General features: G+C 32.0%; 38 protein-coding genes and 1 tRNA gene. 7 read left to right on the top strand and 32 right to left on the bottom strand.

The window, feature by feature from the left end; genetic code table 11:
• Positions 1-8 precede the first annotated feature (8 nt).
• From murC to Q1A73_RS06175, 6 genes are all read left to right on the top strand, one after another.
• Complete coding sequence (gene murC / locus Q1A73_RS06200) at positions 9-1,358, top strand: UDP-N-acetylmuramate--L-alanine ligase (protein ID WP_299603004.1); 1,350 nt, start codon at positions 9-11, stop codon at positions 1,356-1,358.
• Positions 1,355-2,071, top strand: a complete 717-nt coding sequence (locus Q1A73_RS06195; protein WP_299603001.1) for a hypothetical protein — start codon at positions 1,355-1,357, stop codon at positions 2,069-2,071. Before murC ends, Q1A73_RS06195 begins: the two co-directional genes overlap by 4 nt.
• Positions 2,072-2,078: 7 nt before the next feature.
• A complete protein-coding gene (gene ftsA, locus Q1A73_RS06190; RefSeq protein WP_299603000.1) occupies positions 2,079-3,440 on the top strand; it encodes a cell division protein FtsA in 1,362 nt (453 codons plus the stop codon).
• A 145-nt stretch (positions 3,441-3,585) separates the two neighbouring features.
• Positions 3,586-5,574 carry a cell division protein FtsZ gene (gene ftsZ / locus Q1A73_RS06185; protein ID WP_299602998.1) on the top strand — a complete coding sequence of 663 codons (1,989 nt, stop codon included), beginning with the start codon at positions 3,586-3,588 and terminating at the stop codon, positions 5,572-5,574.
• 95 nt (positions 5,575-5,669) lie between these two features.
• A complete protein-coding gene (locus Q1A73_RS06180; protein WP_299602995.1) occupies positions 5,670-6,119 on the top strand; it encodes a GatB/YqeY domain-containing protein in 450 nt (149 codons plus the stop codon).
• Positions 6,120-6,131: 12 nt separating this feature from the next.
• Positions 6,132-6,205: transfer RNA gene (locus tag Q1A73_RS06175), tRNA-Arg, on the top strand.
• 349 nt (positions 6,206-6,554) lie between these two features.
• On the opposite strand, the gene Q1A73_RS06170 is transcribed toward Q1A73_RS06175, so the two are convergent.
• The 27 genes from Q1A73_RS06170 to Q1A73_RS06040 all read right to left on the bottom strand — a co-directional run bounded on the left by Q1A73_RS06170 (position 6,555) and on the right by Q1A73_RS06040 (position 23,717).
• Positions 6,555-7,514 (bottom strand): hypothetical protein, encoded by a 960-nt coding sequence (locus Q1A73_RS06170; protein WP_299602992.1) that lies wholly within the window; start codon positions 7,512-7,514, stop codon positions 6,555-6,557.
• A gap of 1 nt (position 7,515) precedes the next feature.
• Positions 7,516-8,214, bottom strand: a complete 699-nt coding sequence (locus tag Q1A73_RS06165) for a DUF6304 family protein (protein ID WP_299602989.1) — start codon at positions 8,212-8,214, stop codon at positions 7,516-7,518.
• Between the two features lie 5 nt (positions 8,215-8,219).
• Positions 8,220-8,780, bottom strand: a complete 561-nt coding sequence (locus Q1A73_RS06160; RefSeq protein ID WP_299602987.1) for a hypothetical protein — start codon at positions 8,778-8,780, stop codon at positions 8,220-8,222.
• 12 nt (positions 8,781-8,792) lie between these two features.
• Positions 8,793-9,080: a hypothetical protein gene (locus Q1A73_RS06155; RefSeq protein WP_299602986.1), complete on the bottom strand. Its 288-nt coding sequence runs from the start codon at positions 9,078-9,080 to the stop codon at positions 8,793-8,795.
• Between the two features lie 6 nt (positions 9,081-9,086).
• The gene (locus Q1A73_RS06150; RefSeq protein ID WP_299602983.1) at positions 9,087-9,596 is read right to left on the bottom strand and encodes a DUF6678 family protein; all 510 of its coding nucleotides are present in this window, start codon (positions 9,594-9,596) and stop codon (positions 9,087-9,089) included.
• A 19-nt stretch (positions 9,597-9,615) separates the two neighbouring features.
• Positions 9,616-9,885: a hypothetical protein gene (locus Q1A73_RS06145; protein WP_299602981.1), complete on the bottom strand. Its 270-nt coding sequence runs from the start codon at positions 9,883-9,885 to the stop codon at positions 9,616-9,618.
• Positions 9,886-9,918: 33 nt separating this feature from the next.
• Positions 9,919-10,221, bottom strand: a complete 303-nt coding sequence (locus tag Q1A73_RS06140) for a hypothetical protein (RefSeq protein ID WP_299602980.1) — start codon at positions 10,219-10,221, stop codon at positions 9,919-9,921.
• A 2-nt stretch (positions 10,222-10,223) separates the two neighbouring features.
• Complete coding sequence (locus tag Q1A73_RS06135) at positions 10,224-10,535, bottom strand: hypothetical protein (RefSeq protein ID WP_299602978.1); 312 nt, start codon at positions 10,533-10,535, stop codon at positions 10,224-10,226.
• The gene (locus Q1A73_RS06130; RefSeq protein ID WP_299602976.1) at positions 10,532-10,738 is read right to left on the bottom strand and encodes a hypothetical protein; all 207 of its coding nucleotides are present in this window, start codon (positions 10,736-10,738) and stop codon (positions 10,532-10,534) included. Before Q1A73_RS06130 ends, Q1A73_RS06135 begins: the two co-directional genes overlap by 4 nt.
• A gap of 16 nt (positions 10,739-10,754) precedes the next feature.
• Positions 10,755-11,786: an RHS repeat domain-containing protein gene (locus Q1A73_RS06125; protein ID WP_299602975.1), complete on the bottom strand. Its 1,032-nt coding sequence runs from the start codon at positions 11,784-11,786 to the stop codon at positions 10,755-10,757.
• A gap of 7 nt (positions 11,787-11,793) precedes the next feature.
• Complete coding sequence (locus tag Q1A73_RS06120) at positions 11,794-12,174, bottom strand: hypothetical protein (RefSeq protein WP_299602973.1); 381 nt, start codon at positions 12,172-12,174, stop codon at positions 11,794-11,796.
• Positions 12,164-12,583 (bottom strand): hypothetical protein, encoded by a 420-nt coding sequence (locus tag Q1A73_RS06115; protein ID WP_299602970.1) that lies wholly within the window; start codon positions 12,581-12,583, stop codon positions 12,164-12,166. Before Q1A73_RS06115 ends, Q1A73_RS06120 begins: the two co-directional genes overlap by 11 nt.
• Before the next feature lie 2 nt (positions 12,584-12,585).
• On the bottom strand, positions 12,586-13,149 hold the full coding sequence (locus Q1A73_RS06110) for a hypothetical protein (RefSeq protein WP_299602968.1): 564 nt from the start codon (positions 13,147-13,149) through the stop codon (positions 12,586-12,588).
• Between the two features lie 69 nt (positions 13,150-13,218).
• The gene (locus tag Q1A73_RS06105) at positions 13,219-15,282 is read right to left on the bottom strand and encodes a hypothetical protein (protein WP_299602966.1); all 2,064 of its coding nucleotides are present in this window, start codon (positions 15,280-15,282) and stop codon (positions 13,219-13,221) included.
• A 32-nt stretch (positions 15,283-15,314) separates the two neighbouring features.
• Positions 15,315-15,899, bottom strand: a complete 585-nt coding sequence (locus Q1A73_RS06100; protein WP_299602964.1) for an Imm50 family immunity protein — start codon at positions 15,897-15,899, stop codon at positions 15,315-15,317.
• Between the two features lie 25 nt (positions 15,900-15,924).
• The gene (locus tag Q1A73_RS06095; RefSeq protein WP_299602962.1) at positions 15,925-16,185 is read right to left on the bottom strand and encodes a hypothetical protein; all 261 of its coding nucleotides are present in this window, start codon (positions 16,183-16,185) and stop codon (positions 15,925-15,927) included.
• A gap of 23 nt (positions 16,186-16,208) precedes the next feature.
• Positions 16,209-17,276, bottom strand: a complete 1,068-nt coding sequence (locus Q1A73_RS06090; RefSeq protein ID WP_299602961.1) for a hypothetical protein — start codon at positions 17,274-17,276, stop codon at positions 16,209-16,211.
• Entirely contained in the window at positions 17,273-18,553 is a 1,281-nt protein-coding gene (locus Q1A73_RS06085; protein WP_299602959.1) for a hypothetical protein, read from the bottom strand. Before Q1A73_RS06085 ends, Q1A73_RS06090 begins: the two co-directional genes overlap by 4 nt.
• 6 nt (positions 18,554-18,559) lie before the next feature.
• Positions 18,560-18,931: a DUF6678 family protein gene (locus Q1A73_RS06080; RefSeq protein ID WP_299602956.1), complete on the bottom strand. Its 372-nt coding sequence runs from the start codon at positions 18,929-18,931 to the stop codon at positions 18,560-18,562.
• 46 nt (positions 18,932-18,977) lie between these two features.
• Positions 18,978-19,970 carry an SH3 domain-containing protein gene (locus tag Q1A73_RS06075; protein WP_299602953.1) on the bottom strand — a complete coding sequence of 331 codons (993 nt, stop codon included), beginning with the start codon at positions 19,968-19,970 and terminating at the stop codon, positions 18,978-18,980.
• Position 19,971: 1 nt separating this feature from the next.
• Positions 19,972-20,403: a hypothetical protein gene (locus Q1A73_RS06070; RefSeq protein ID WP_299602951.1), complete on the bottom strand. Its 432-nt coding sequence runs from the start codon at positions 20,401-20,403 to the stop codon at positions 19,972-19,974.
• A gap of 26 nt (positions 20,404-20,429) precedes the next feature.
• Positions 20,430-20,804 (bottom strand): hypothetical protein, encoded by a 375-nt coding sequence (locus Q1A73_RS06065; RefSeq protein WP_299602949.1) that lies wholly within the window; start codon positions 20,802-20,804, stop codon positions 20,430-20,432.
• Positions 20,791-21,165, bottom strand: coding sequence for a hypothetical protein (locus tag Q1A73_RS06060; RefSeq protein ID WP_299602947.1), 375 nt, complete (start codon positions 21,163-21,165; stop codon positions 20,791-20,793). The genes Q1A73_RS06065 and Q1A73_RS06060 overlap by 14 nt, the downstream gene beginning before the upstream one ends.
• Positions 21,162-21,527 (bottom strand): hypothetical protein, encoded by a 366-nt coding sequence (locus tag Q1A73_RS06055; protein WP_299602944.1) that lies wholly within the window; start codon positions 21,525-21,527, stop codon positions 21,162-21,164. Before Q1A73_RS06055 ends, Q1A73_RS06060 begins: the two co-directional genes overlap by 4 nt.
• Before the next feature lie 109 nt (positions 21,528-21,636).
• Complete coding sequence (locus tag Q1A73_RS06050) at positions 21,637-21,930, bottom strand: hypothetical protein (protein WP_299602941.1); 294 nt, start codon at positions 21,928-21,930, stop codon at positions 21,637-21,639.
• Positions 21,927-23,246 (bottom strand): hypothetical protein, encoded by a 1,320-nt coding sequence (locus Q1A73_RS06045; RefSeq protein ID WP_299602939.1) that lies wholly within the window; start codon positions 23,244-23,246, stop codon positions 21,927-21,929. The genes Q1A73_RS06050 and Q1A73_RS06045 overlap by 4 nt, the downstream gene beginning before the upstream one ends.
• A gap of 60 nt (positions 23,247-23,306) precedes the next feature.
• Positions 23,307-23,717, bottom strand: a complete 411-nt coding sequence (locus Q1A73_RS06040; RefSeq protein WP_299602936.1) for a hypothetical protein — start codon at positions 23,715-23,717, stop codon at positions 23,307-23,309.
• 40 nt (positions 23,718-23,757) lie between these two features.
• On the opposite strand from Q1A73_RS06040, the gene Q1A73_RS06035 reads away from it, so the two are divergent.
• Positions 23,758-23,892 carry a hypothetical protein gene (locus Q1A73_RS06035; protein ID WP_299602933.1) on the top strand — a complete coding sequence of 45 codons (135 nt, stop codon included), beginning with the start codon at positions 23,758-23,760 and terminating at the stop codon, positions 23,890-23,892.
• A 12-nt stretch (positions 23,893-23,904) separates the two neighbouring features.
• Here Q1A73_RS06035 and Q1A73_RS06030 read toward each other — a convergent pair whose 3' ends face one another.
• From Q1A73_RS06030 to Q1A73_RS06010, 5 genes are all read right to left on the bottom strand, one after another.
• Positions 23,905-24,267, bottom strand: a complete 363-nt coding sequence (locus Q1A73_RS06030; RefSeq protein WP_299602931.1) for a hypothetical protein — start codon at positions 24,265-24,267, stop codon at positions 23,905-23,907.
• 10 nt (positions 24,268-24,277) lie between these two features.
• Positions 24,278-24,538 carry a hypothetical protein gene (locus tag Q1A73_RS06025; protein WP_299602928.1) on the bottom strand — a complete coding sequence of 87 codons (261 nt, stop codon included), beginning with the start codon at positions 24,536-24,538 and terminating at the stop codon, positions 24,278-24,280.
• Positions 24,528-24,797, bottom strand: coding sequence for a hypothetical protein (locus tag Q1A73_RS06020; protein WP_299602925.1), 270 nt, complete (start codon positions 24,795-24,797; stop codon positions 24,528-24,530). Before Q1A73_RS06020 ends, Q1A73_RS06025 begins: the two co-directional genes overlap by 11 nt.
• A 149-nt stretch (positions 24,798-24,946) precedes the next feature.
• Positions 24,947-25,333, bottom strand: a complete 387-nt coding sequence (locus tag Q1A73_RS06015; RefSeq protein WP_299602922.1) for a hypothetical protein — start codon at positions 25,331-25,333, stop codon at positions 24,947-24,949.
• A gap of 12 nt (positions 25,334-25,345) precedes the next feature.
• Positions 25,346-25,912 (bottom strand): hypothetical protein, encoded by a 567-nt coding sequence (locus Q1A73_RS06010; protein ID WP_299602919.1) that lies wholly within the window; start codon positions 25,910-25,912, stop codon positions 25,346-25,348.
• Positions 25,913-25,975: the final 63 nt, after the last annotated feature.

Below are 25,975 nucleotides of genomic sequence, written 5' to 3'. Positions count from 1 at the left end.
TTAAAGGGATGAATAGAGATTTAAATAGTATACATAACATCTATTTTATTGGTATCGGAGGTATCGGTATGAGTGCCCTTGCAAGATATTTTAAGTTTTTAGGTAAAAATGTAGCTGGGTATGATAAAACGCCAACTCAGATAACTAAAGATCTGGAAGCATTAGGAATTCAAATTCACTTTACGGATGATGTAAGTGTGATTCCGAAACAGTATTTGGAAAAAGAAGAAACACTGGTGGTATATACTCCTGCGATACCAAATGCACATACAGAATTAAATTTCTTTAAGACTCAAAGTTTTTCTATAAAGAAGAGAGCTGAGATTTTGGGATTCATCACGAAGGATCGATATACGTTAGCAGTTGCAGGAACACATGGCAAAACAACCACTACCGGAATTTTAGCACATTTATTAAAAGAAAGTGGAGCAAAAGTGACAGCTTTTTTAGGAGGAATTAGTGAAAACTATAATTCTAATCTAGTGTTAGAAGGAGATGAAGTGATTGTGGTAGAAGCTGATGAATTTGATAGGTCATTTTTGCAATTGTATCCTGATATCGCATCAGTAACATCTATGGATGCAGATCATCTAGATATTTATAAAAAAGCAGATGCTTTAGAAGAGTGTTTTAATGAATTTGCTTCAAAAGTGAAAGATCATATTTTGGTTCGTAATGGATTACCACTTTCAGGGAATACTTTTGGAATCGATGATGACTCTGATTACTGTGCTCAAAATATTAGAATAGAAAACGGCACATATATTTTTGATTTAAAAACACCTTCTCAACTAATTAAGGATTTGCATTTAAACCTGCCAGGTAAACATAACTTGTTAAATGCTATCACAGCCTTTGCTATGGCATTGCTTTATGGCTCCCCAACCACTGCCTTAGCAAAGGCTTTATATAGTTTTAGAGGTGTTCAAAGAAGATTTAGCTATCAGATCAAATCAGATTCGTTAGTGTATGTGGATGATTATGCACACCACCCGACAGAAATAGATGCACTACATCAGGCAATTAGAGAAATGCATCCGGGAAAAGAGGTGTTAGCAATTTTTCAGCCTCACTTATATAGTAGAACACAGGATTTTGGAGCAGACTTCGCAAGGAGTTTAAGTCAGTTTGATCAACTATTATTATTGGATATTTATCCAGCTAGAGAGCTCCCGATAGAAGGAGTAACATCGAAGTGGTTGCTGGAGATGATTGATTTGGAAGATAAAAAAATAGTATCAAAAGAAAGTTTAATTGAAGAAGTTTTAAAAAGCAAAGCTGAAGTTATCACGACAATTGGAGCTGGAGATATTGGAGAAGAAGTTACAAGTATAAAAGAAGCATTGTTAAAGGTATGAAGAAGGTATTGACATATGTAAAATATATTGGACTCATTGGATTGATAGCTTTTCTTTTTGCGTTTACAAGTACCAGAAACGAAAAAAGAAAAATTGAAGGAGTGGAGATAGAATTCATTGAAGAACAGAATCCTTACATAAATGAATTAACGGTTAATAAATTGTTAATACAAAATCAAGTTGGAGTGACGAATGTAGGTAAAGAAATTTTAGTTTTGAATAATGTAGAGAAGGGGCTGGATGCACACAAAATGATTGAAGATTCAGATGTGTATCTCACTGTTAGCGGACAACTTAAGGCACGAATCAAGCAGCGTACACCTATCGCTAGGGTTAACGCAGTCGTTCCTTTTTATGTCGATGTTACAGGTAATACGATGCCATTATCGGATAATTATTCGGCTCACGTACCTCTTGTAAGCAATGTTTCAGAACGAGAAGTTTCAGAAGTTTTTCCATTATTAAGAAAAATTCAGGAAGATGAGTTTTTAAAAAAACATGTAGTAAGTGTTTATCAAAACAATATTGGTAATTATCAATTGGGATTACGAGTATATGATTTTGAAGTTGTTTTTGGAAAAATAGAAAGGTTAAATAGTAAGGTTAAAAATTTTAAGGCATTTTATCAAAAGGCATTAAAAGATAAAAGCCTAGGAAAATATAAGAAAGTTAGTTTGCAGTTTAGGAATCAAGTTGTGTGTACAATAAAATAATGCCAATATGGAAAGAGCAGAAAGTGAAATAGCGGTAGGATTAGATATAGGAACAACAAAGATTGTTGCTATGGTCGGTAGGTATAATGAGTACGGGAAGATGGAAGTATTGGGTGTAGGAAAATCCAAAAGCTTGGGTGTACATCGTGGTGTAGTAAATAATATAACGCAAACAATACAATCTATACAACAAGCTGTACAAGAAGCGGAAAGTGTTTCTGGTGTAAAAATAAATGATGTTACTGTAGGGATAGCAGGGCAGCATATTAGAAGCTTGCAGCACAGTGATTATATCACAAGACCTAATGCAGATGCCGTAATTGATGAAGGTGATATAGACACATTATGTAATCAAGTGCACAAATTAGTGATGTTACCTGGTGAGGAAATATTACATGTACTACCACAAGAATATAAAGTGGATGGTCAGGCTGAAATTAAAGAGCCTGTAGGGATGTATGGAGGACGTTTAGAAGCAAACTTTCATGTAGTAGTCGGTCAGGTTACTTCGATCCGAAATATAGGTAGATGCGTAAAAAGTTCTGGATTAGAACTTTCTGAAGTTACTCTAGAACCTTTGGCTTCAGCAAATGCAGTATTGAGTCAGGAAGAAAAGGAAGCTGGTGTTGCGTTGATAGATATCGGTGGTGGAACTACAGATCTTGCCATTTTTAAAGATGGTATCATTCGTCATACAGCAGTGATTCCGTTTGGTGGAAATGTGATTACTGAAGATATTAAAGAAGGTTGTTCTATTATAGAAAAACAAGCGGAATTACTTAAAATCAAATTTGGGTCTGCTTGGCCCGGAGAAAATAAGGATAACGAGATTGTTTCTATACCTGGATTAAGAGGAAGAGAGCCTAAAGAGATTACATTAAAGAATTTATCAAAGATTATTCACGCACGCGTGGTAGAAATCATTGAACAAGTTTTTTTAGAGATCAAGAATTATGGGCATGAGTCTCCAAAGAAGAAGTTAATTGCAGGGATTGTATTAACAGGTGGAGGGTCACAGTTAAAACACCTAAAGCAACTTGTAGAATATATCACAGGAATGGATACCAGAATAGGATATCCAAACGAACATTTGGCAGGAAATAGTGATCCAGAAACCACAAGTCCTATGTATGCAACAGCAGTAGGATTGGTAATGGATAGTCTTGTGCATATTAAAAAACAGAAAAAAGCAGCGATTAGAGAAGCTGTTGTTGAAGATACGTTGAATACCGAACAAGAAACTACTACCACTACTATTGAAGGAGAAGGTATAGAAGAGGAAAAACCAGTAGTAGATTCGAGGCCAAGAAAAAATATTCTTGAAAAGTGGACGGAGAAATTCAAGGAGTTTCTGGACAACGCTGAGTAGGTTCTAGCGTAAAGAGAATGTCCAGTAGACATTTTTAGTATGGTGTTAGCGTTGAGATGTCATGGAAATTAAAGAAAAATAAAGCTCGGTTTTGAGCTTATAAAATATTAAAAATAAAAGTAAGAGAACAAGAAAATTAGCAGTTATGAGTAACAACGAGGAGTTTGAAAACATTTCTTTTGATTTACCCAAGAATCAATCAAATGTAATAAAAGTTATTGGAGTTGGTGGAGGTGGTAGTAATGCCATTAATCATATGTTCCAACAAGGAATCAAGGGAGTTGATTTCGTTATTTGTAATACGGATGCACAAGCATTGGAAAATAGCCCTATACCAAATAAGATACAATTGGGAGTATCTCTTACTGAAGGATTAGGAGCTGGTGCAAATCCAGAAATTGGAGAGCAATCAGCAGTAGAAAGCTATGAAGAGATTAAGTTAATGTTGGATACGAATACCAAAATGGTATTCATTACTGCTGGAATGGGTGGAGGTACCGGAACAGGAGCAGCTCCTATCATTGCTAAAATGGCGAAAGAATTGGATATTCTTACTGTAGGAATTGTAACGATTCCATTTCAGTTCGAAGGTAAAATGAGAAATGAGCAAGCACAGTTAGGTGTTGAAAAATTACGTTCTCATGTAGATTCTTTAGTGGTAATTAATAATAATAAACTTCGTGAAGTATATGGTAATTTAGGTTTCAAAGCCGGTTTTTCCAAAGCTGATGAAGTATTAGCAACTGCATCTCGAGGAATTGCAGAAGTAATTACGCATCACTATACTCAAAATATCGATTTACGAGATGCTAAAACGGTATTAAGTAATAGTGGAACTGCAATCATGGGGTCTGCGCATGCATCTGGTGCAAAAAGAGCTCATGATGCGATTGTAAAAGCATTAGATTCTCCATTATTAAACGATAATAAAATTACTGGTGCTAAGAATGTACTATTGTTAATTGTTTCTGGTAAAGAAGAAATTACAATCGATGAAATTGGAGAAATTAATGACCATATTCAGCAAGAAGCTGGTCATGGTGCCAATATTATCATGGGAGTTGGTGAAGATGAATCTTTAGAAGATGCCATATCAGTTACTGTAATTGCTACTGGATTTGACGTAGAACAGCAAGATGAAATCGTAAATACAGAAACGAAAAAGATCATCCATACTTTGGAAGAGGAACAGCGTGCGACTACTCAGGATTTAACACCTAAGTCTACATCACGTTCGACTCCGGTTATAAATCCGATACCTCCAAAAGAGGAAGTAAAAGAAGAACCAGCTATTATTAAGCATGAGTTGATAGAGGAGGAGGAAGAAGAAAATATAAGTGAGTCTTTGTTGCTTCCTACAACAGAATTTTTAAAGAACATAGAGGTTGTAGAGCCAGAAGAGGTAAATCCTTTTTCTGTAGATAATGATTTTGTTATTATCAATGCTCAGGAAATCATTAACCAAATCGAGGTAAATGATGCGAATGAGATTGCTGCTGCTGAATCTGAAAAGGAAGATCAATTTACTTTAGCATTTGATATGCCAGTAGGTGGAAATGAAGAACCAAAAGTACAGCAGGAGAGTACTATTTTTGATACTCCAAAGCAAGAGGAAGAAAAACCGATAGTTTTTGATCTTACTGATGATATTTTAGAAGTTGAGGTAAATGAACCAATAGAGGTGGTGCCTACCAGTGAAACTACGGCGGGTGATGTTCGTAGATATAGCCTCGAAGAATATATGGAAGAGGAGAAGAGATTAACTGAAGCTAAACCATTAGCAGAAGTAATTGAAGAAGATCAGGAAGTTATTTTTGAGAAAAAAACTGTAGAGCCTTCTCCAGCAGCGGAGCCTGAGGAAAATGTAGATCCTATAGATCAGCCAATTTCTGAAACTCTAAAAGCTAGAGCGGCAGAGCGTAGAGCGAAAATGAAAGAGTTTAATTATAAGTTTAGAAATAACGCTTCACATATAGATGACATCGAAAAAGAACCAGCATATAAGCGTGCAGGTTTAGATGTAGACTCTCGACCAGAATCTTCAGAATTGTCTAGAACTTCATTAGGAACGGATAGTAATGATGATATTCAATTGAGAAAAAACAATTCTTTTCTTCATGATAATGTAGACTAAGAAATAGAAAATGTTTTTCAGATAAACCGATAATCTAAAATAGATTATCGGTTTATTTTTTATCTTCGCAATCCAAAAGATTAAAACCAGTAATTATGAGTTTACAGGCCAAGGTTATGACTGCCATGAAAGAAGCTATGAAAGCAAAAGATACTAATGCTTTAACTTCATTGCGAGCAATTAAATCTGCTATTTTGTTAGCACAAACAGAGAGTGGAGCAAAAGAAGATTTAAGCGAAGATCAGGAGTTAAAATTGCTTCAAAAACTTGTAAAACAAAGAAAAGATAGTGCTGCAATTTTTACCGAACAAGGAAGAGAAGATTTAGCACAGCCCGAACTTGATCAAGCCAAGGTAATTGAACAATTTTTACCGGAGCAATTAAGTGAGGAAGAAATAGAAAAAGTAATAGTTGATATTATTGCTAAAACAGGTGCAGAAGGAATGAAAGATATGGGTAAAGTTATGGGAATGGCATCTGGACAGTTAACTGGTAAAGCAGACGGTAAAACAATTTCTACTATTGTAAAAGCTAAATTATCTTAAGGATATTTAATAGGCCGTGTGGCGCAACTGAATAGCGCATCAGATTTCGGCTCTGAGGGTTGGGGGTTTGAATCCCTCCACGGTCACATCAGGCACAAAACCTGCAATGAAATTGCAGGTTTTTGTTATTTGGAAAAAACCAAAACGCTAGTTTTGAGGTTTTGGAAAATAACAAAAACTTTAAAGCGTTAGCTTTGCTAGTTTTGTATTTGCAGCAGTGAGTATAATGAGATCGACAAAGTTAATCCAAAAATATAGTTTGAAGTTTTTAAATAAATAAAAAATAAGAACACTAACTCTAGGTTTTTTATTTGGAAGAGTTAGCTTCAGGGGATCAACAAAGCTAATCTCTCCTCTGTCGTATCAAATGGACAAATATGTTTCGCTGACTCTTGTACTTTTTTTGTATGTATTGAAGTGATCTTATACTCAGATCTAATCTGTAGAAAGTTCAATTTTTATTTTGGTAATATTCTTCAAATCAATGGTGATGATGATGCCAGAATCTCCATAACAAATTAAGTGTTCATTTTTTATTTCTGCCTTACAAATGGGATTTGAAAATGTAAAAAAGATAGCCCAATTTAAGATTCCCGATAGAGAAGTAGATGCAATAAATCCTTCATTACCCATGCCACCATCTCCAAAAACAAATTGTTGATTTTGATATTCAAACGCTCCATGAAAAATATCGTATTCAACCCAGATATCATCATTATATTTTTCAAGACTTTCTAAAGTGGTATCACATGTTGGTGACCAATAGCGTTTCGTTTCACCATTATTCGGGTTATAAGTACTGTAGGCATTTGCCATGATGATATCTCCTTCTCCCATGATGATAGCATCATATCCTGGCAAGTATCCTTGTTTCCATTTTTCTTGTATTTTCGGGTGCATCGTATATTCTAATTCGTTAAAGTCTATTTGTTCTATTTCTTTCAAAAAAGCTTTGGGTAAATGTTCTAAAAACTGTTTGAGTTCGGCCACTTTTTCAATTACAATATTATCGTTGTTTAAGGTGTTAAGTTCGATTTTTTCTGTTTCCATAGGCTGTAACTCTTCGTTAAAAGAACTACACAACTGATATTTAAAATGGATAACTTCTTTGCCAATTTCAATACTAATCAGAGCCGTTAAAAAGTGAGGTTTAATAGTTCTATTAGACCATTGGTAATCATCAAAATCTAATTCTAGTCGCCATTGCCTATTTGCTTCCCAAGCTGCGTGTTCAAAATAATGTTCAATACGCAGAGGATGATGAAATTCATTTTCTTCTAAAATTTGTTCGTATACTGGAACAATAGCACCTTTAATTAAAGGAAATTGTTCTCTCATTAAAGTATTAATTTCTCTATAAAACAGACTTTCTTTTACTAATGTTAATGCTGACATGTTAAATCGTTTTAGTCCAGCTTTTATATACCCAATCATTATTCGTTAAAAGCTGATGCTCTTCACAATCAAAAGTTTCCTGAACAGAAAAAATATCACCCTTGTCCATAGCTTCTTTTGTCCAGATGGAAAATAAATCTGTTTTATCGTGTAATGATTTTAATTGTTCTTTTATCTTTTTAAAGCAATAGATACCACCAAACATCCCATTGCCATAAGGACTATAATTCGAATATTTACAACTTAAACAAGTGTTGATATAAATATGTGCTGGTAATTGGTTTTGTAAAGCTATTAAGGCATCTTCCATCCATTCCAACTTCTTTTCTACAGTAAATTTTCCAAAAGAAGTATGTAATGTCAAACTATTTAATTCATGGTCTAATCCATTGATGGTAGTATCATCACCTACTACTATATAGGCATCTAGATTTTCTTCAAATAGTTCTTTTGAGGTAGTGTTGTAGAGTTTTATTGGTATTGTAATTAAGAATGAACAATTTGTAACATCTCCAGAACCATCTGCTAACATCTGATAATCGAATTTTTCATGATCAATTTTATCAGCGGTTAATTGATCAAAATCAGGTCCGTCAAAATTGATACCTCTAATAGTGGTTACCATCTCACTACCATCAGATTTTATGACGATCTGTTCTGTTCCTCTTTTATCTTGGTATGTAGTTTTGTAATGTCTCATATCTGCTATTTTTCAATTGTAAAAGAAAAACCAATGTCTTTGACGGTGTGAGATGTGTCTGCTGAAACAGCTTTACACTGAAATTCGAACGTAGCTTCTTCCATACCATCTTGTAATGTAAAGCCTCCTAGAATAGTAATAGCATAAATGCCATTTGCTATTTGTATTTTTTGTCGAACTCCTAATTCGGTAGCTTCTTTTAAACGATGTAAACCGCCATCTTCTGCCCAATTCTTTAAATAGGGTACTGTTACTACACAAATTTCATTATGAATAACTTCAAGGATGTATCCTGTTTTTTCGAATACTAACGAACTTGTATCTTCTGTAAACACAGAAGTTTCATTTGTGATGTTAAAAAAAATAGTATACGGTTGATTTATAATACCACCCATCGGAATCATAACTCCTTTTTGAACTGCTACTTCAGCACTTTCATTCGTAGTAAATTCGTTGATAAGATCGTCACCCAAATGATGATCATTTTTAAAACGTAGTAAATTGGTGGGATCTGTGAGAAAAAAATAATCCCAAGTATCATTTAAACATTCCGTAAATTTTATCATAGTGTATCTTAATTAAAACTCGGGCGTCACTTTTCCATTTTTTTGAATTCCTTTTAATATCCAGAATATTCCTGATTTTAAAATATTAACGTTTGTATGGGTAATCTCTTTTTTAATTTTGCGAACTTCATCTACTTCTAATCTTGGATAGGATACTGTATAACGCCCTTCTTCTTCCTGCTGCTGAATAACTACTGATTCTTTGGCTTTGGGCATCTGCACCTCTATCATTGATTCATCTAATTTATGAATCGTAGCTTTCGGAAAATATCCTTTTAACTCTGTAATCAAATGGTCCATAAATTATTATTTATATCCATAAATGGTAAAAACATCTTTTTCTTGCTCAAAAGGGATATTCAGTTTAAGCAGCAATTGATGTATTTCTTCTGTTTCATCTAGAATTTTTGGCGATACCAAACGACCTTGAGGTATTTGATGAGTTCCTCTTATTTCTAACCATTCGATAGTGAAAAAAATAGGTAATCCTTCTTCCCAAAAACTAGACCAGTCACCTTGATATTTTGGAGGACTAGGAAAATCATGAAATGTAAATTGAGCCTTATCCCACTGAATTAATTTTTCGTTATAAGCAGGTGGAAAAGGTAATGTGGCTATACCCTCTTGCAGTTCTAACCATTTGGTATCATTCATTACAGAAGATAGATTTTTACGAGCTACAATTGTTGCTACTTGTTCCTTTAGTTTTATAATATCGATATCGTTTTCTGTGAGATATTTATATTTTTCATAGAGGTTGAACCCTAGCGCATCAACTGTTCTGTACAAGTCATTATTCCTATCATTATTTTCCATTAATCAAAATGATTATTTACTACTCCTGATAATCTAGTATTTTATAACTCACATTTTCAGACTCTATAAATGTCTTTACATCTTCCAGGTATTTCCAAATAAAACCTCCTTCATGTCTGCAAATGTAAATTCCATCATTTTCAAAAGTGATACTAATATTCGGCATCTTTCCTGTGTTGTCAGTCTTTCTGAAATCCCAAAACAGCTTATTATCAAACTCATATTTTTTATCAAATATGTTGTTCTGTTCTAATAATAGTTGAACTTCAGAAATTTGTTTCTGATTCAACTTCACTATTATTTTATATTCGAATCCCATGAATTAATCTCCCAAAGCTTTTAGTGTTATTCCTTTATCTGAAAAATATGCTATTCGCGTTCTAAACTTATGAATAACTTTGGTTTTTTCTTTATCCGTATTTGATTTAGCAGTAAGGATAGTATCTATCATCTGAATAATCATCTTTAGATGTGTTACTTTTAATAGGGTATCTCCATAAGGATCGATAAAAATTCCAGTTTGCTGAGTAAACTCTATAAATACAGATTCCAAATGGCCATATTCAGTATCATTTATCCCAAATTGATATTCATTCGTATCTATTCTATGAAAATCTAGTGCCATACTTATCGAGTAAAGACATTTCGAATTCCGTCAAAAATTTTCCAACAAGTATCTTTGTCCAAACCTTTTGGATGTTCCACTTTCCAATGTCCAATACTTGCTCTTAAGGTATTGTACATACTGAATAATTGATATACTAATTCCTTTGAAATGGTTTTTTTATCCGCATAATAATGTTCTATAGCTCGTAGGGCTTCTATGAATTTTTCAATTCGTTTTTCTTCTACATCAGCACTCATTCTAAATAAGGTATCTAATCCGTTTTGCGAATTATATTCTTTATGTATTAATTTTTTCGCTTCTTCTGCTGTCATTTCCTGATCAATTTATATGCTAGTATGCTCGTTATTAGTAACCCAATAATGGATAACAATCCGTAGACTTCTTTTGCTTGCTCATGATATACGATACCTTCTTCTGAAAAGTAGTTGCCATTTTGATCGTACGGAAGTTTGGCTTTTTCGATATACATCCATATACAGAACGCTGTAATACTTCCTATGATGATTGTGAACATGTAACCTATAGTCTTTTTATTCATATTTTACAGCTATCTTATTTTCTCCCCATCTTTTGTTTCGTTCAATGGAAATTAGCTTTCCCTTGCTGTCATACTGATAACTTTCTAAGGTTTTATCATTCAATGTTTCTTGTATCAAATTACCATGATCGTCATAAATGAAACCTAGATCTTGATCGGAGTAACTAGATTGATGATTAATTTCAATCTTTTTAATTCTATTATCGGTATCATAATTATAGGTTAGATAGGTGTGTTTGAACTCTTTGTCACTCCATTTTTTTACTTCACTTACTTTGTAGATTTGATTATGTTCGTTGTACTCTAAAATGATTTTACTCCGTTTGCTTTGTATGATTTCTGATAGTAATCCTTTGTCGTTGTACTGATAGTCTAATACTTTGGTTTTATTATTGACTTTATTGGAATTGATCTTTTGTATAGAGCATCTTACCAACTTATGTTTATCATATTCATATGTAGAAATGCGATACACTTTTTTAGTGCCAAAATTTCGATTCTTTTTTTCAATCAACTGTCCGTTATCATTGTATGTATATAGCGTATCATCGGTTTCTATTAAGAACCCATGTTTGTTGTATTTATAGAGGTTTTTATCTCCAAAATGATACTCATCTCCATCGGCGATATCATTAGGGCACACTTCTTTATATCCTGTTTTCAACCCTAATTCGTTGTAGTAAACGTTCAAGGAGCAAAGTACAATTCCGGCATCTACATATCTCTGTGTATATAGGTAAGTAGGGAAGGTCTCTGCTGAAATTTCAATTCTTCCAATGATCTCACCACTATAGATAATTTCTTCTACTTCTTTGGGCAATCCATAAGGCGTAGACTTTTTATTTTGTAGGCTAATGATTTGTCGTAGTTCTCCCTGATGATTGTAAAAGTAAATAGAGTCGTTTTGCTTTTTTATAGCAATGCTGTCGTTTTCAAAACGTATAATATCATTTTGGGCCGTACTATTAATAGCGAGCAATAGCAAAAGAATCAAACTTATTTTATATAATACATTTCTCGTCATAATGATATCAGGGTTTATACATCTGTATCGTTTTAAATTCTTTTTGATCATTAAGAATTAATTCTAGCCCCATAAAATTCCATATTCCCGCAGAATTCACTTTGTGATCCTTTGGAAACAAGATGTGATAATATTCTTTGCTAAAATCATTGTATCCGAGGTTATCATCGATCTTAAACTCCAGTTGTAGTTCTTTTTTTAATTGATCAACTGAAATAGTACTACTTTTTCCCATAGCATTGATTACCTTTTGATAATTAGTGATAGTTAACTCTCTATCTTTAATTTTCTTTTTAAGAAAATTGGAATCCAAATAATTTACATATACTACTCCTGTTAGCAGTATTGTTGAAATGGCAAATAAGATTGTTAGTAATTTAAACTTCATTTTTTCCTTTTTTGCTAGTTAACCAATCTGTTATTTTTTGAAATTCTACGGAAGAAAGTTGCTCACCATACACTTCTCTTATAGTTTCTCCAGCTTGCACTTTTTGATACTGAATAGCAAATTGATGATCTGTTGAATTATAGTTTATATATACCATTGGCAAACGGCATCGTTCGTCATAATTTTTACCTAAGGAAAGTCCTAAAGCGTTATGTGATTGACTTGGATAATACATATTCCAAAATCCTAATGTTTTAAACGTATATATCAGATCTAATAAGGGTTGAAATTTTTTATTTTCAACTTCAATCCATAGTGAACACCATTTTACCATGGTTTCCCATTGTACGAGTCGATCTTCGGACTTCATTCCGTTGATGATTTCCGTATAGCGTTCCCTGATATTCATAATTACCTTTGTTTTTGCTTTTTCCAGCGATATGGATTTTCCATTACTAAGCTAAATGATGTCAAATGAAAATCATTAGTGTCTAAATCTTCTAGATCATCTACATTATCAAAAGTTAATTCTATACCACTATTCAATCGCAATAGCACTCCCAGTTCATCTGTTTTCTTTTTAAAGTCAATATGGTGTCGGTTTAGTTCAGTCATCATATACATAAGGTTTAATTTATCGATATCTTCAAAAACCCATTTGTTAAGTTGTATTTGATGACTGCTTTCTAATTTACCTTCATACCAATGATCAGAAAATATGAGATATAATTCTTTATTTTTAAAATGTAGTTCGATACCTCCATAGGTCCAAATGTTTACTTTTTCCGTTAGGAAATCAGCATCATAATCATCTGGATCCGGGAAATTATGGATAATCCATTCTTTGGTTTGTCCTAATTGTAAACAATCGAATTTTCCAGTTTTAAAAAACTCTAACAGATCTATTTCTATGGGTGTTGGTAATTGCATGTCTCTTAAAGCATCAATATTATTCTTTTGTACTAAAGTAAGCATAGCACTTATATCGGTGAAATAGTCAATCAATATTCGCTGAGGATGAATTGATATCTGCGGATTGAAATCCTATTCTAATTTATGATGTCGATCTCCCCAAATGTAAAATGGTGATCTGGGAACTCCCATAAAAACCGCTATTTCTGGTTTCTCTAACTGATCTAAAAAGGCTTCATCTTCAATATTATTACCAGATAGATTTACTTCTTTGATACTCGACAATTTGTTTAAAACATCAACCTTTTTAAGTTCATTGGCATGTAAATTAAGAAGCTCTAAATTTTGTAAATGTTTTAATCCTTCTATATTTTCCAAATAATTTCCGGATAGATCTAATACTCTCAATTTTTGTAATGATTTTAAACTTTTTAGATGATGTAAAGAGGAATCACTAAGGTCTAGCTGTTCTAAATTTGGAGTTCCATCAAATGCATCCTCTGATATAGTGTCACCATTACATTGAATACATAATATTTTTAGTTTCGGTAAATTTTTTAAATGTATTTTAGAAGTATTTTCAATTTTTAAATGTTCTAAATTCGGAAAATGTGCTAATGAGTAAATTTCATAATCCGGTATTACTTCTAATTTCAATGTTTTTAAAGATGGAATAGAAGGTAAGGTATTTACATCAATACTTTCTCCTACTTCTAAATATTCTAGTTGCTGTAGGGTGCTCATATTGGAAATCGTACAATCTCCTAAAAGAGTTAAACTTGTTAGTTGTTTTAGAAACGCTGTATCAATAAATTCATAGCTATCACTTCCACTAAAACTTAGTTCTTTAATGTTTTGTAACGCTTTTAGCGAAAGAGTAATAGTTTCAGTCAGTTCAGGTTCAATACTCACCCAAACAAAGAGTTTGGATAGGCTCGATAAACTCAAAATGTTTTGCAAAGCTTGTAGAGATGTTACTTCCCAAAGCCTTAAGGATTCTAACGCGGTAAAGTCCTTAATAACTTCAATATTCTCAACATTATCTTCATCAATGTCTAATCTTTTTAATTGATGTTTTAAAGGGCTTAATTTTTTAAAATCTCGTAAGCCCTTTTGATGTGGATCTATCGAAAATCCTAATTGCTCTAATGCGCTAAAATGTTTTAGTACTGAACTATCTGTAAATCCAGATTGCTCAAATCGTATCGTTTTTATTTGAGAAGCTATGGGAATGAAATCTTCCAAAAAAACAGAACTATAATGAAATACTAACTTATCTACATTTGAAAAGTAAATTAGAGCATCGTTCATATGACTCACATATTGAGAAAAGCTGATGCTTTGTATATATGGAGCTAAGGATAGAAGGTTGTTTATATCGAATATTGCTTTTTCATTCTCATGATTTTCTCCCACAGTACATTCTTTAATACGAAATGTAGTAGCTGTATCTATAGGAAGTTTTTGATCAATAATTCTGGTTTTAGAATCCATCTCTAACACTTCTAAATAAGGCAATTGTACAAGACTTGCAATACTTCCTATTTGAGAACCATTCAGGTGAATTCCATGAATACCTTCTACTATTGGAAGGAAAAAATCAATATCCTCGAATTCCATTTTGGTAAGTGACAACCAGGTAAAGTTTCTGTCGGCTTGAGGTGTATAGATGACATCTTTTTCAGACGGTTTGATCTTTACATTCGTTAAGCGTAAATCATATAGTTTAGGAAATAAATTGACCTCGTAGAAATTATGAAGTGTGCAATTGGTAATAAACACATTATCTAATTTATGAGCTAATGGAAAAAACATGCTTAGGTGTCTTACTTCCATATTAAGTAGGTTTACTTGCCGTAAATACCCATCGAAATTTTCATGATCAGTACGAGGGTATAATTTATCTAGATCATTAATGACTACATTATCTAATGTAAGATTGCACAACCCTTTAAAAGAATACATAGCCACTATATTATGAACCGTACAATTAATTAGTTTAATGGTATGTAAATGCTCTGATAGTGGGTACAACACATTAATATTTTCAATAACTATGTCTTGTATGACCAGTTCGCGTAGGGTTTGATCTTTTTGCCAAACCCTATAGGTATGCATCTGATCTTCCTTTTTATAATCATATTTTTCTAAAGTAATCCCTAATTGTTCTTCTATATACTGTACTGGGTTGTTCATTTGTTATTTCGAATGTAATATTGGGTTCTCTTTTAGTATCCTAAGTCATCAGACACGAATTCAGCTTTTACATTGCTGCAAATTACCGTGCCATGTAATCCTTCCATACTATCAATTTCAACTTCAATTCCATCTTTATGATTCCGAAAATCGAGTTGGAGTATGATGTTGTTTTGAGTATAACCCTTTAATTCGTTTTCTTTTATACCACATAATGTTAGTTTCATTTTCTTGTTTACATGAGTGAGCTCAATTACTAAGATGATGTCGTTATTTTGTTCTTGAAATGCTACAATCTTATCATAATGACAAGCAGGAAACATTTTTGTTATTTTGATTACTTCTAAGGCTCCTTCAATAGAAGTTAAAGGAGAAAAAAGTAGCTGAGCTTTGATATTACCAATTATTGATTTTTCATACTGTACACTCATATACACTTCTAAGACATTCTTTTCTATAGATTTTAACGTAATGATAAAAGATTGATTTTGAGAATCTCTCGCCATCAATATATCAAAGTTGTTATACGTCAAAACCTCTTCAGATTCATACGTTAAGTGATATGCATCTTGTACTTTGAAACAATCTAAAACTTTTATGTTGCTTTCTTTTGTCAATTGCTTTTTATTTTAAAATAAAGCTCTATTCTTCCTCTTTAAATTCACTTAGCATTAATTGGTATGCAGCTTCTATTCTTTCTTTTTCTTCTTCATTATAAGTGTCTAAACTCACGGTTAGTTCTCTAGCTTTATCTAAAGGAATATTCTGATTCGTTTGCACGAAAGCTACGCATCCTAAAAAGGAAACTCCTTTGTTTTTTAATTCTGAAACTTTTTCAGAAAGAGATTTTACATCTTTATATCTGTATGCGGCGGCTTCTTTTTTTATGTCTTCTAAATTCATGAATTAATATGTATTGGTAATGGTTAATACAAAAGCATTCCTAAATCAGTCCAATTATCATCTTCCGAAACGGTATACTCGAAATCAAAAATTCGAGAACCATCATTTTGCATTTGATGTAGTCTTTTGGTTGCTTTTTCTAAATCATCTACATAGATATCAGTTTTAAAGCCTTTGTATTTGGTTTCAAAACCTCTATCTGCTTTTTTTATAATTACTATATGCGCTACGCATACTTCACGAAGTTTTTCTTTAAAATATGCTTCGACATCATTAAAGCGCATTGTTCGTAAATCAACTTCTTCCGACTGAATGACAAAATGATATTTACAGATGCTTCTAAACTTGTAGAAAGCATAACTAATATCTGTCCAGCAAAGTCTGCTTACTTCTGGATTAGACAAGGTATACATAGCAATATCCTTCTCAGGATAAACGATAGTATGATTGTTTTTAATGGTATCCCAATTTACTTTTAAGTTTTCATTTAATACTTCTACTATCCTTCCAAAACCTATTCGATGCTTTCCTTCATAAAATATAAAACATACGTTTTTACACAACTTTCCTTTAAATATCTCTTTATTGACAATAGAAATTTTGGTCATCACCCCTTTTTCTCCGGGTTGAACGGTGTCCTGATTTACATAGATTTGCTGCCCAGTAGTTATATGATCTGGATATTCATTAAATTTTATATGAGGTCGATAGCCCGATGATACAGCATTTTTTCTACCACTTTCATCAGGATGGAAAAACTTCAATTCTGCAATGAAATCAGTAGTAGAAAAAACAGTCGTATCTTTTATTCTAAAAGAAATGTGTTTAAGATCAAAGATCTGAAAATCATGTATAATCCAATCTTTATGTTCAACACTCCAATTATAAGCATCCAGTTTTTCTGTTATATCATCTAATAATTCTCCAATAACAAAATTATTTACCAGTTCCTCAAATTCGGTTATAATACCGAGTAATTCAGTATCAAAAGAATGAGAAAGTATGATTCCTTGTACTAGGTTATCCGTACGGCTTTCTACTTTAATTTCTGCCTTCTGTTGTTTCGTTATGTCTTGGATGATTAACTTCATTTCTTACAAAACCTTGATGCATACAATTTTAATTTTTCTTGCATGTCTTCATGTAATATTTCCATACTAAAGTTCTTTGTTCCTTCTAATTTAATCATGGTTTTGTCCATAGATTCATCACAGGTATAGATATAGGTTTCATAATATTCATCAGACAATTGTTCGTTTACAAACATCTCTACTTTGAAGGTTACCTTACCATTATCTGGATTGGATACTATTTGGTGTTCAGAATAGGTCATTGCACAACCAGAACCACAAGAAATCACAAAGGAATTATTGGTTTTTTTAGAAGATATTAAAGTAATATTTTGATCATTATAAGAAAACGTATCTGTATACATATTTTCTTTTACACTTCCTCTTCGTGTATTGATGCCTGTGAATTGATAATCTATCTTTATGATTTGCTCTGTTATATCTGTAGTTATATAAATCTCATCAAATGTTGTTTGTATGGTTGCGGTATTGGGTATTGTTGGGCAGCTTTGCAATTTTTTTAATGCTAAGGTGTCTGTTGAAAACCATGTCCTCAAAAATCCAAGATGTTTCTCTGAACATTGATATCCTAATTTTAACTGAGTTAATATTTTACAGTTAAGATTACTTCTGTTTTCATTTGCTTTCCCATCCCATTCGCATTCATTTCCGATAAAAGTTGTAACGTAGCCTAAAGCAGCTCTTTCGGGTTCGGTAATTCTCCCAAGGTATTCATTGTTTAAAACAATGGTGTTAATGTCTGTTCCTAGCGCTTCATCATACAATGTTTCTCTCCATAAAACTTTTATTTTTTGATTGGTGAATTGTTCAGCATTGATTTTTTTGAATGAGATCAAAAATGGTTTTGTGTACGTGATTTCGGGATCTCCTGCTTCTTCTAGGATTTTTAATTCCCATTTGATTTCTAATGTATCTCCTGTAGCAAGTTGAGAAATACCATCAATAGTGTAGCATATGTCTGTCGTATCCTTATTTTTCTTTGCTAAAAAATACCAGTAATCATAATTATCATCAAAGCTTATAAAGTTAATTGTATCAGTATAGGTTTTACCTAATTCAAGATATTCGTTTGGTCTCAGTTTGCTAGATAAGAGGGTAAGACTATCTTCTTTTTTTTCTGGTTCCTCATTGGTCAAGCTATCATTTTTTGTTTGTTCTTTTGTTAACTCTGTATTAGAGGTTTTTTTTTCAGAAGTTTCAGAATTGTCTTTGCAGGCATTCAGACAAATGCATAAAGCAATGATGGTAGGAAAAAGTATTTGTAATTTTATGTTCATGTTTCTTTATTTATATCCATAGATTTTTAATTCAGCTTTAGATGTTTCATATTCAAATAGCTTCCCTTCTTGAAGCTTTTGTTCTAATTCTTCAATATTTTGAAATTCAGTTTTTAATGAAATTAATATCCATTCAATCTCTCTCAATTCGAAAACACCCCAATATTCTTCTATATATTTTTCTTTAATCAAATTATTAGAGTTAGGTATGGAGAATGTTCTAATTTTAGCATCTAAAAGTAGTTTCACTGTACACTCAAATTGAAAATTTATTCCCTTCAATATAGCGAATAAAGCTTTCCATTTTGTTGTATTCATAAAGCTTGCTTTTAGAGCAATTTCTCTTTCTAATTTTTGTTGGTGTTTTTCAGCTTTCAATCTTTTAGTCATTTAAAAACTTCTAGTGTTTGGAGAAGACGTATTCTTATTTCAGTTTTATTTGTCCCTTGAAACAGTCTGTTTCTCCATGGATTTCATCTTTACTGTAATATTTTGTTCTGTATATAAAGGAAGTTTCATTTATCCAATAAAACTCTTTAATAACACAATGGTCATCAATCAGATCAAATTCAGTTAGATATTCAAATTCTCCTTTGACTTTTCTTTGAAAAAAGTAGGAGATACATTCTTGTCCACCAAAGATTCCATTTAAACGAAGCGTTTTTTGAGGTGAATGTACAAAGTAATCTGGGTTTCCAATAGTTCCTTCTGTTTCACCAGTTTTAATCGAAAACGTTCTATCACTTGTATGTCCTCCTTCTAATACTAATATATCATATGCTGGATAATATCCAGACCATCCTTTTGAAAAGCCAATTTCCTCAGAGAAGAATTCATTTAGTATAAGCTTTTGTCCGTTACTAATGGTGATACTTTTGATTTGATCTTCTCTTTTGTAGTCCTCATTCTCAAATTGTGTTACCCATTCTACTCGATTCTTTAATATCGTTTTAATCGAATCTAAATCACCAATCTTTTTGGATTTTTCAATTGGTTTTGAAGCCTTTTTAAACAATTCATCATATTCGGTTTTAGGTATTCTTGATGAGTTAATAATGGCATCGTTTTCATTTTTTTTTAGGTATCCATCAAAAACAAACCCTTCTTTTTCGTGAGTGTCAGTTTCTTTAGATATGATATAAGGGTAGTTACTATACTTTATTTTAATCCATTTTCCAGTGATTTCTATTCCATTATCGATAATGGTCATTTCTTTATCTGTATCAGCTATTTTCTGCACTATAACTCCATAGGGAATCTTAGCCATTTTTTTTGCAGATAATTTATTGCTGGAACGTACATTTAATCCACTTTTTGCAGTGACGAAATAATAATCTTGTGCGTTTCCACTCACAAAGAATAGTATTAATAGTGTAATCGCAAATACTCTTATAAATATCATTTTATCTAATAACATATCATTCTTTATAAAACGAATCGATCAAGTCGAACATTTCTTGTCGAGTTGGATCTTCAGGAAATTTTTTGTTTAAAATTTCATGGAAAAATAGTTTATAATCAGAAACTAGTTCATTAAAATCTTCATTAGTCAATTGATCAAAATCTTTTATACTATCAGGAAATGCTCGCGACAAAATTTGGTCATAAATATCTTCTTCTGGCATATGTTTTTGCCAATCGTCTCCTGTGTTTTCCCAAATACTAATCAATCCTAATAGACGTAATGGATCACCTCCTGCAAATTGCCTTGTACCTTTAATAGCCCAAAAATCAAAATTCTCTTCATCCGCATGTGGAAGCACAAATATTTTATAACCTTTGGATTTTACAATGCTTAGTGCCAAATTATATGTATTCATAGCATCTGCTATTTTGCAACCTTTTTCCATTACTAGTTATTTAATCTCGTTTACTATTAACACTGTACTTCACCTGTTTTTAGATTAATCGTTCGTGCTTTTGCATAGGATACCTCCATGTTTTCAAGATCCCAAGTTACATCTACACTAAAAAGTAATACAGAACAATTTTCATTGTCACTACTTTTTCCAATGATAGTGCCTTTAGCATCTTTTAAAACCACAGTAACTTCAGAACTTGTGCCTCCATCGCCAGGCATGGTAGATGAAAAAATATTCGGTTCTTTAGTAATAACTAATTGATACTTCCCATCAGGACTGTAATACGTTCTAACTTCTTTTAAAGCTCTATATTGGTTATAGATCAGCCAAGACGCAGTAAGCAACAAAAAAATCACTAAGAATGGTAGATTTTTCTTATTTAGTTTCATAATACTCGAAAGACTGTTTAAGGTTATATTTTCTTATAATTTCCTTTTCCCAAGAAAGGTACTCCTCTTTAAAATCATTGAAATCACTTGGGATTCCTTTTAACCAATACATATGACCATGAAGACAATTCATAGCCCAATGGTATTCTAATTCATGTCCTAAAAGCTCTACTTCGGTGCGAGATTGAGGAGCTTTTTTTAAAAAAGAAGCATCTAATTTTTCCTGAGCTTCGGCATACGTAACTTTTCCATATTGTACCATAATATGTTTAATCAGTTCGCAGAAAGAGTAATGGTTAAAGATTACAATCTCTTCCTCATCTTCAAATCTCAAGTTATCCTTTGGATGTTCCGATTTCATAATGCTGCCGCTTCTTTAAAAATGTACGCTACTACTTTTCCGTTTTGGTGTGTAATGTTTCCTATGATATTTTCATCTTTTAGTTTTAATTGTAATTGGTTTGCATATGTGTTTTCTATTTCCTTTGCAATAAAATCCACTTGTATAGCATCATTAGATGCTAGTTTCCAATTATAGGTTCCTATTTTGTGATTAGATTCTTTATTACAAGAGGATATTTCCATTTCGGATATATGTATTTGTGTTTCTTCGAATTGAAGTATTAAATAGATTTCACTTCCAGCGCAAGGGTTATCATCTGGAGTTTCCTCATAGATAACACCGACTTTTGCGATCAATTTTTTATGTAAATGATTTTTCATTTTCTGGGAAAATCCAAAAGAAAAACATAGGCCTAATAATATGGTTAAGAGGAAGTTTTTATTTTTCGTAATAGTATATAATAGATTCATTTTTCTTGTTGATATTGTTTTAGTATAATTCGATTTCCCAATCCTCGTACGGAGGTGCTACTTTAAAATTAGGATCACAATAGGATCGAATATAGTCTACAGCTCTTTTTTCAGCATATTTTGCGTTTAGTACGGTACCTTCTGAATCTAATTCAATAACATTAGCGAATATCGCATATGCTTGTTCTATAGCGCTTGGTTCTTCTCCATATAATTTAAGGTAATCAATATCTTTCAATTGATAATGCGTGCCGCTTGCCATAAAATATGCAAAGGTTCGTAAAGCTCCACTAAAGGATTGACTTAACTTCATTTTTTAATTTCTTTATAGATTTTTCCATCAAATTTTAGGACCACATCTTTCTGAGAAAGAATAGAATCAATTGGATTGCATTCTCCATTTTTATCTTCAGCAAAAATGCGTTGTGTATTCTTAGTTTTAATTACTAAATCAAAAAGCTCATTAGTTGTAACGTTGTCAACAACCAATGAATTATCGATTATGTTGAATTGAGCATGACACGAATTAAGATTTACTTCTCCCGTACTTTCGTAAATGGTATAATTATCCAATATTTTTTGGATACCAAAATCATCTTTCATGAAAAGAGATAATGTGGAGGTATTATAAGGATTTGGTTGTGATTGTGTTCTGTGTTTTAGTAGAACACCAAAAGCACTTTTTGATTCGGATAATTTATAATGTGTCGTATCTATAGAAATACCATCAATAAATACAGCATCCGAAAACCAGCCATTTGTTTCTGAACTTTCAAAAAAATTATGAGTAACCTTGCCATTTTTAGGGTTTACAATAACAATATGACTGTTTAATCCATACGCTTCATCGTCATCATCGTATTCTTCAGCAAGCTCAGATAGCACCATAATAAGCTCGTTAATGTTAGCGGAACTAATTTTCGTTCCTTCTAAATGCACTCTAGGTTTTTCTAATCCTAATTGTTGTACTACTTTTTCAAAAAGTTCAGATTCTTGTGATGTTGTATTAACCGAGTTTGTTACTACTGGTTTAATATTACCATTTTCAGTTATTTCAAAAACTTCGATGGTTTCTTTCTTTTCATCCATCCAATCTATATAGGTGGTAGTGATGATGTTGTTTTCAATTTTTGACTTTCTTTGAAAAGCTCCTTCAGCAGTTTCATCATAAGCGATTACTTTAGCATCTATGATGTTTCCATCTATATTATAATTAATGAGCTGCGATTCCATTTCATTTTCTCCCTTAAAAATGACAATCACTGCCGAGTAAAATTCTTCTGAAAATTCTAGTTTGTAAGAAGGAGTAGCTTTATAATTATATCCTTCTTTATAAAAATTAGGATATATTTTATAGAGTTGTAAAGCCGCTACTTCTTCTTTAGTATAAATCTTGAAATCATCCTTATAGCTGTCAAAGGTTGTACTATCAACAATGGGTGTTTTTCTTATAGACAAATTTTTGATAATGCTATGGAAAGTGGGATCTGTAAATGATTTTTGTATAGTTGTTATGGGGGCTTTTTCCACGAGTGTGTCTTTAACTTCACTCTCGGTTTTTGTTTTTTCTTTTGGTTCATCCGTACAACCTAATATTAGAAATATGAATAGTATATAAATAGTTTTCATCGTATATGGTTGTTTACTGAATTGGTTTCTCTTGCTTTTATTTAAATTACATTTTTATTTCTAGAAATTATGTTTTATCATATCTGTTTTCGATACATATCCATTCTCATAATAATCTAGCTTTCCACAAATGCTTGTATTCGTGTTTTTACAATCTGTCATTGTAAATATCGCAAGTTTGTATTGCGGATACATGGATAAATCTTCAACGATCATACCTCCAAGATCTTCTTCATTATCTATGAAATATGCTGTTCCAGAATCTCCAAAAGCTAGAGGATTCCAATTTTTATAGTATGTATAAAAACGCAAGGAATACTGAAAACTATCTTTAAAATCTGTTTTTTGGTGATATTCTATTAAATTTTGTCTCACCACCTTTTTAATAGCCTTGTGTAAACTATCTTTTTCTTCAACAGCGTGTTTCACCAAATATAAATCTGGATATACTTTAGATTGAATAAATTCCATGTTCACAAAAAACATTCGATGGATAACAAAACTTAGGCATATGAATACAACTATCTATGATATTATGGTTACTCTTAGTTTTTTTGCAAAACACCATTTTAATAATCGATACACTAAAAACAGAGATGTCATGATTAGTGCGATCACAAATAAAATGAGTATTATTTCCATCTGATGCTTCTTTGTTTTAGTGCTTTTTCGCTTTATTCTGATCTAATACTAAGGTTTCGATTTTATCTACTATTTCTAGTCTGTTTTTGCTTTCAAAAGAAAATTCTGGCATTAAATTTCCTGGTACTTTTTCAGTTATTTTCTTTTTAGTATTGTACTTTTCAATAAGTTGATAAACTTCCAAAATATAGCTGCCATTAAGATCACCTTTTGGATACCATATCAACTCTATGTTTTTATTAGTTTGTGTATTAGAAATCGATAATAAAGTTGAACTCGAAAACTCATACAAACAATTTTCTTCATTAATATCTTGCTCGTAAAACAAATTCCAATGTACTTTCCATCCTGCTGGGATTCTTAGAGGTTGTAATTTCATATCACTATTTTTAATCCCAAACACGCATCGAAAGTCCGCAATAACCAGTGGCTATATCTAAAACATCATCGGCTCCATCCTGGATAGATAGGTTGTCAGGATTTTCTGTTTTTATTTGGTTTAATAATGCTACAACTTTGTTTTGTGTTCCTCCATTATTTTTATAATTCATCAAAATATCACGAACTTCTTGCGTAAAAGCATTCCCTTGTTTAATATGTTCCAAGAGTATTTTTTTAAGTTGTTCTGTATTCATTTTTTTAGATGACATCTATTACTTTTTCTAATAAAAAGTGGGTGCCTGCCACAATCAATGCGATAAAAAAGAGCAATACCACTCGAACTAACAGAGCGTTCTTATTATTTTGTAATTTCTTTTTTGGATAAAAAATATCGAACAGGATGAAAAAGAGTGCTATAACGATACCCACAGCAAGTCCTACATAAAATAACCCTAAATTATAGAAGATGTATAGTATATATCCTATTCCTTCTTTTGTAATGTTAAAAGGTCCGACAAGAATTCTCATATAACAAATACCTAACATTATGGATATAATTGTCCAAAAAATGTATGCTATTATTTGTTTAAATATCTTCATTAATTGATGTATAGGTAATTTTTCAATCTTTTGTAAAAACGATTTAATAATTGCACATTATTATAAGTTAATCTAGGTTAAGTTATTACTTTACATACAATTGTTTGCAGTTCTTCAAAAACCTTTTTCTGAGAAGGAGCAAGAATAATATCTTTTATTTTTCCCGTCAGTATTTCAATAATATCTCTTCTTACTTTCACACTTTTTCCAAAATATGCGTGCATCATTTTGTTTGGTATAATATAGTTAATTTTAACTTCATTAGTGTTTGTTAAGTAGAGTTTAATAGCATGCATTGCACTTTTTTTGATTACAATGCATTGCGCCATTTGTCCATTTGAATCTCTCCGTACTTCCCAAGAGTCGTATTCTTTTGTAGCACTAAGTGTGGATATCGTCTTTATAACTTCATACAAAGCATCTAAAGAAATGTATTCGTTTGTGGTTGTAATTATTTTTTCCATTTTGAGTTTATTTTAATAATGCATTTCGATTAGGTTTCCATCTAAATCATAGTTGAATCTAAAGTTGGTGTCTCCATCTTTAGGTTTTAGATTCACGTGGTATTCTGTTTTAGAAGCATCTCCATTTTTAGGAAACTTTATAAAAGCTATGTTTAGCAAAGGGTTTTTAATGCCTTTTTCGTTTTGCAATTGGATACTGGATTTTTCGACCAATTCGCCTAGTTTTGGTAGATTGATTTTGTTATTTAATTGAAACATAAAGTCTGCTGCCTTACTTCCTTCTGGTACTTCTAAGGATATTTCAGAGTTTTGTTTCCAAGTAGCTTGTAATAAATTCCATTGTCCCATTTTTAAGGATTCTGGTGCTTTAGTAACTGTAACACTTACAATATTTCCAACAGCTGTATTATGGGTGATAGATAGTTCGGTGAAATAAGCATTGTTGCCAAATTTGTCTTTCAATTCTTTTTCTATGGCAGCAAAACCTTTTTTATCAGTAGTATATTCATCTCCAGATCCACAAGAGATGATTATTATTAGTATAGAAATGATGATAGCTGCATTGTGTATAACTTTCATAGTAGTGTTATTTTAGGTTAACACTGCTAAAAGTATAGTGTAGAGTTGCATTAAAAAATAGAG

Origin of the sequence: uncultured Aquimarina sp., assembly GCF_947492115.1 — a bacterium.
Lineage (GTDB): Bacteria > Bacteroidota > Bacteroidia > Flavobacteriales > Flavobacteriaceae > Aquimarina.
The sequence above is the reverse complement of the archived record's forward strand: the minus strand, read 5'-3'. Positions and strand labels throughout refer to the sequence as shown.

Excerpts from the sequence above, each read along its gene's own strand:
- murC (WP_299603004.1), top strand. The coding sequence starts at position 9 with ATGAATAGAGATTTAAATAGTATACATAACATCTATTTTATTGGTATC.
- Q1A73_RS06195 (WP_299603001.1), top strand. The coding sequence starts at position 1,355 with ATGAAGAAGGTATTGACATATGTAAAATATATTGGACTCATTGGATTG.
- ftsA (WP_299603000.1), top strand. The coding sequence starts at position 2,079 with ATGGAAAGAGCAGAAAGTGAAATAGCGGTAGGATTAGATATAGGAACA.
- ftsZ (WP_299602998.1), top strand. The coding sequence starts at position 3,586 with ATGAGTAACAACGAGGAGTTTGAAAACATTTCTTTTGATTTACCCAAG.
- Q1A73_RS06180 (WP_299602995.1), top strand. The coding sequence starts at position 5,670 with ATGAGTTTACAGGCCAAGGTTATGACTGCCATGAAAGAAGCTATGAAA.
- Q1A73_RS06170 (WP_299602992.1), bottom strand. The coding sequence starts at position 7,514 with ATGTCAGCATTAACATTAGTAAAAGAAAGTCTGTTTTATAGAGAAATT.
- Q1A73_RS06165 (WP_299602989.1), bottom strand. The coding sequence starts at position 8,214 with ATGAGACATTACAAAACTACATACCAAGATAAAAGAGGAACAGAACAG.
- Q1A73_RS06160 (WP_299602987.1), bottom strand. The coding sequence starts at position 8,780 with ATGATAAAATTTACGGAATGTTTAAATGATACTTGGGATTATTTTTTT.
- Q1A73_RS06155 (WP_299602986.1), bottom strand. The coding sequence starts at position 9,080 with ATGGACCATTTGATTACAGAGTTAAAAGGATATTTTCCGAAAGCTACG.
- Q1A73_RS06150 (WP_299602983.1), bottom strand. The coding sequence starts at position 9,596 with ATGGAAAATAATGATAGGAATAATGACTTGTACAGAACAGTTGATGCG.
- Q1A73_RS06140 (WP_299602980.1), bottom strand. The coding sequence starts at position 10,221 with ATGGCACTAGATTTTCATAGAATAGATACGAATGAATATCAATTTGGG.
- Q1A73_RS06135 (WP_299602978.1), bottom strand. The coding sequence starts at position 10,535 with ATGACAGCAGAAGAAGCGAAAAAATTAATACATAAAGAATATAATTCG.
- Q1A73_RS06130 (WP_299602976.1), bottom strand. The coding sequence starts at position 10,738 with ATGTTCACAATCATCATAGGAAGTATTACAGCGTTCTGTATATGGATG.
- Q1A73_RS06125 (WP_299602975.1), bottom strand. The coding sequence starts at position 11,786 with ATGACGAGAAATGTATTATATAAAATAAGTTTGATTCTTTTGCTATTG.
- Q1A73_RS06120 (WP_299602973.1), bottom strand. The coding sequence starts at position 12,174 with ATGAAGTTTAAATTACTAACAATCTTATTTGCCATTTCAACAATACTG.
- Q1A73_RS06115 (WP_299602970.1), bottom strand. The coding sequence starts at position 12,583 with ATGAATATCAGGGAACGCTATACGGAAATCATCAACGGAATGAAGTCC.
- Q1A73_RS06110 (WP_299602968.1), bottom strand. The coding sequence starts at position 13,149 with ATGCTTACTTTAGTACAAAAGAATAATATTGATGCTTTAAGAGACATG.
- Q1A73_RS06105 (WP_299602966.1), bottom strand. The coding sequence starts at position 15,282 with ATGAACAACCCAGTACAGTATATAGAAGAACAATTAGGGATTACTTTA.
- Q1A73_RS06095 (WP_299602962.1), bottom strand. The coding sequence starts at position 16,185 with ATGAATTTAGAAGACATAAAAAAAGAAGCCGCCGCATACAGATATAAA.
- Q1A73_RS06090 (WP_299602961.1), bottom strand. The coding sequence starts at position 17,276 with ATGAAGTTAATCATCCAAGACATAACGAAACAACAGAAGGCAGAAATT.
- Q1A73_RS06085 (WP_299602959.1), bottom strand. The coding sequence starts at position 18,553 with ATGAACATAAAATTACAAATACTTTTTCCTACCATCATTGCTTTATGC.
- Q1A73_RS06075 (WP_299602953.1), bottom strand. The coding sequence starts at position 19,970 with ATGTTATTAGATAAAATGATATTTATAAGAGTATTTGCGATTACACTA.
- Q1A73_RS06070 (WP_299602951.1), bottom strand. The coding sequence starts at position 20,403 with ATGGAAAAAGGTTGCAAAATAGCAGATGCTATGAATACATATAATTTG.
- Q1A73_RS06065 (WP_299602949.1), bottom strand. The coding sequence starts at position 20,804 with ATGAAACTAAATAAGAAAAATCTACCATTCTTAGTGATTTTTTTGTTG.
- Q1A73_RS06060 (WP_299602947.1), bottom strand. The coding sequence starts at position 21,165 with ATGAAATCGGAACATCCAAAGGATAACTTGAGATTTGAAGATGAGGAA.
- Q1A73_RS06055 (WP_299602944.1), bottom strand. The coding sequence starts at position 21,527 with ATGAAAAATCATTTACATAAAAAATTGATCGCAAAAGTCGGTGTTATC.
- Q1A73_RS06050 (WP_299602941.1), bottom strand. The coding sequence starts at position 21,930 with ATGAAGTTAAGTCAATCCTTTAGTGGAGCTTTACGAACCTTTGCATAT.
- Q1A73_RS06045 (WP_299602939.1), bottom strand. The coding sequence starts at position 23,246 with ATGAAAACTATTTATATACTATTCATATTTCTAATATTAGGTTGTACG.
- Q1A73_RS06040 (WP_299602936.1), bottom strand. The coding sequence starts at position 23,717 with ATGGAATTTATTCAATCTAAAGTATATCCAGATTTATATTTGGTGAAA.
- Q1A73_RS06035 (WP_299602933.1), top strand. The coding sequence starts at position 23,758 with ATGAATACAACTATCTATGATATTATGGTTACTCTTAGTTTTTTTGCA.
- Q1A73_RS06030 (WP_299602931.1), bottom strand. The coding sequence starts at position 24,267 with ATGAAATTACAACCTCTAAGAATCCCAGCAGGATGGAAAGTACATTGG.
- Q1A73_RS06025 (WP_299602928.1), bottom strand. The coding sequence starts at position 24,538 with ATGTCATCTAAAAAAATGAATACAGAACAACTTAAAAAAATACTCTTG.
- Q1A73_RS06020 (WP_299602925.1), bottom strand. The coding sequence starts at position 24,797 with ATGAGAATTCTTGTCGGACCTTTTAACATTACAAAAGAAGGAATAGGA.
- Q1A73_RS06015 (WP_299602922.1), bottom strand. The coding sequence starts at position 25,333 with ATGGAAAAAATAATTACAACCACAAACGAATACATTTCTTTAGATGCT.
- Q1A73_RS06010 (WP_299602919.1), bottom strand. The coding sequence starts at position 25,912 with ATGAAAGTTATACACAATGCAGCTATCATCATTTCTATACTAATAATA.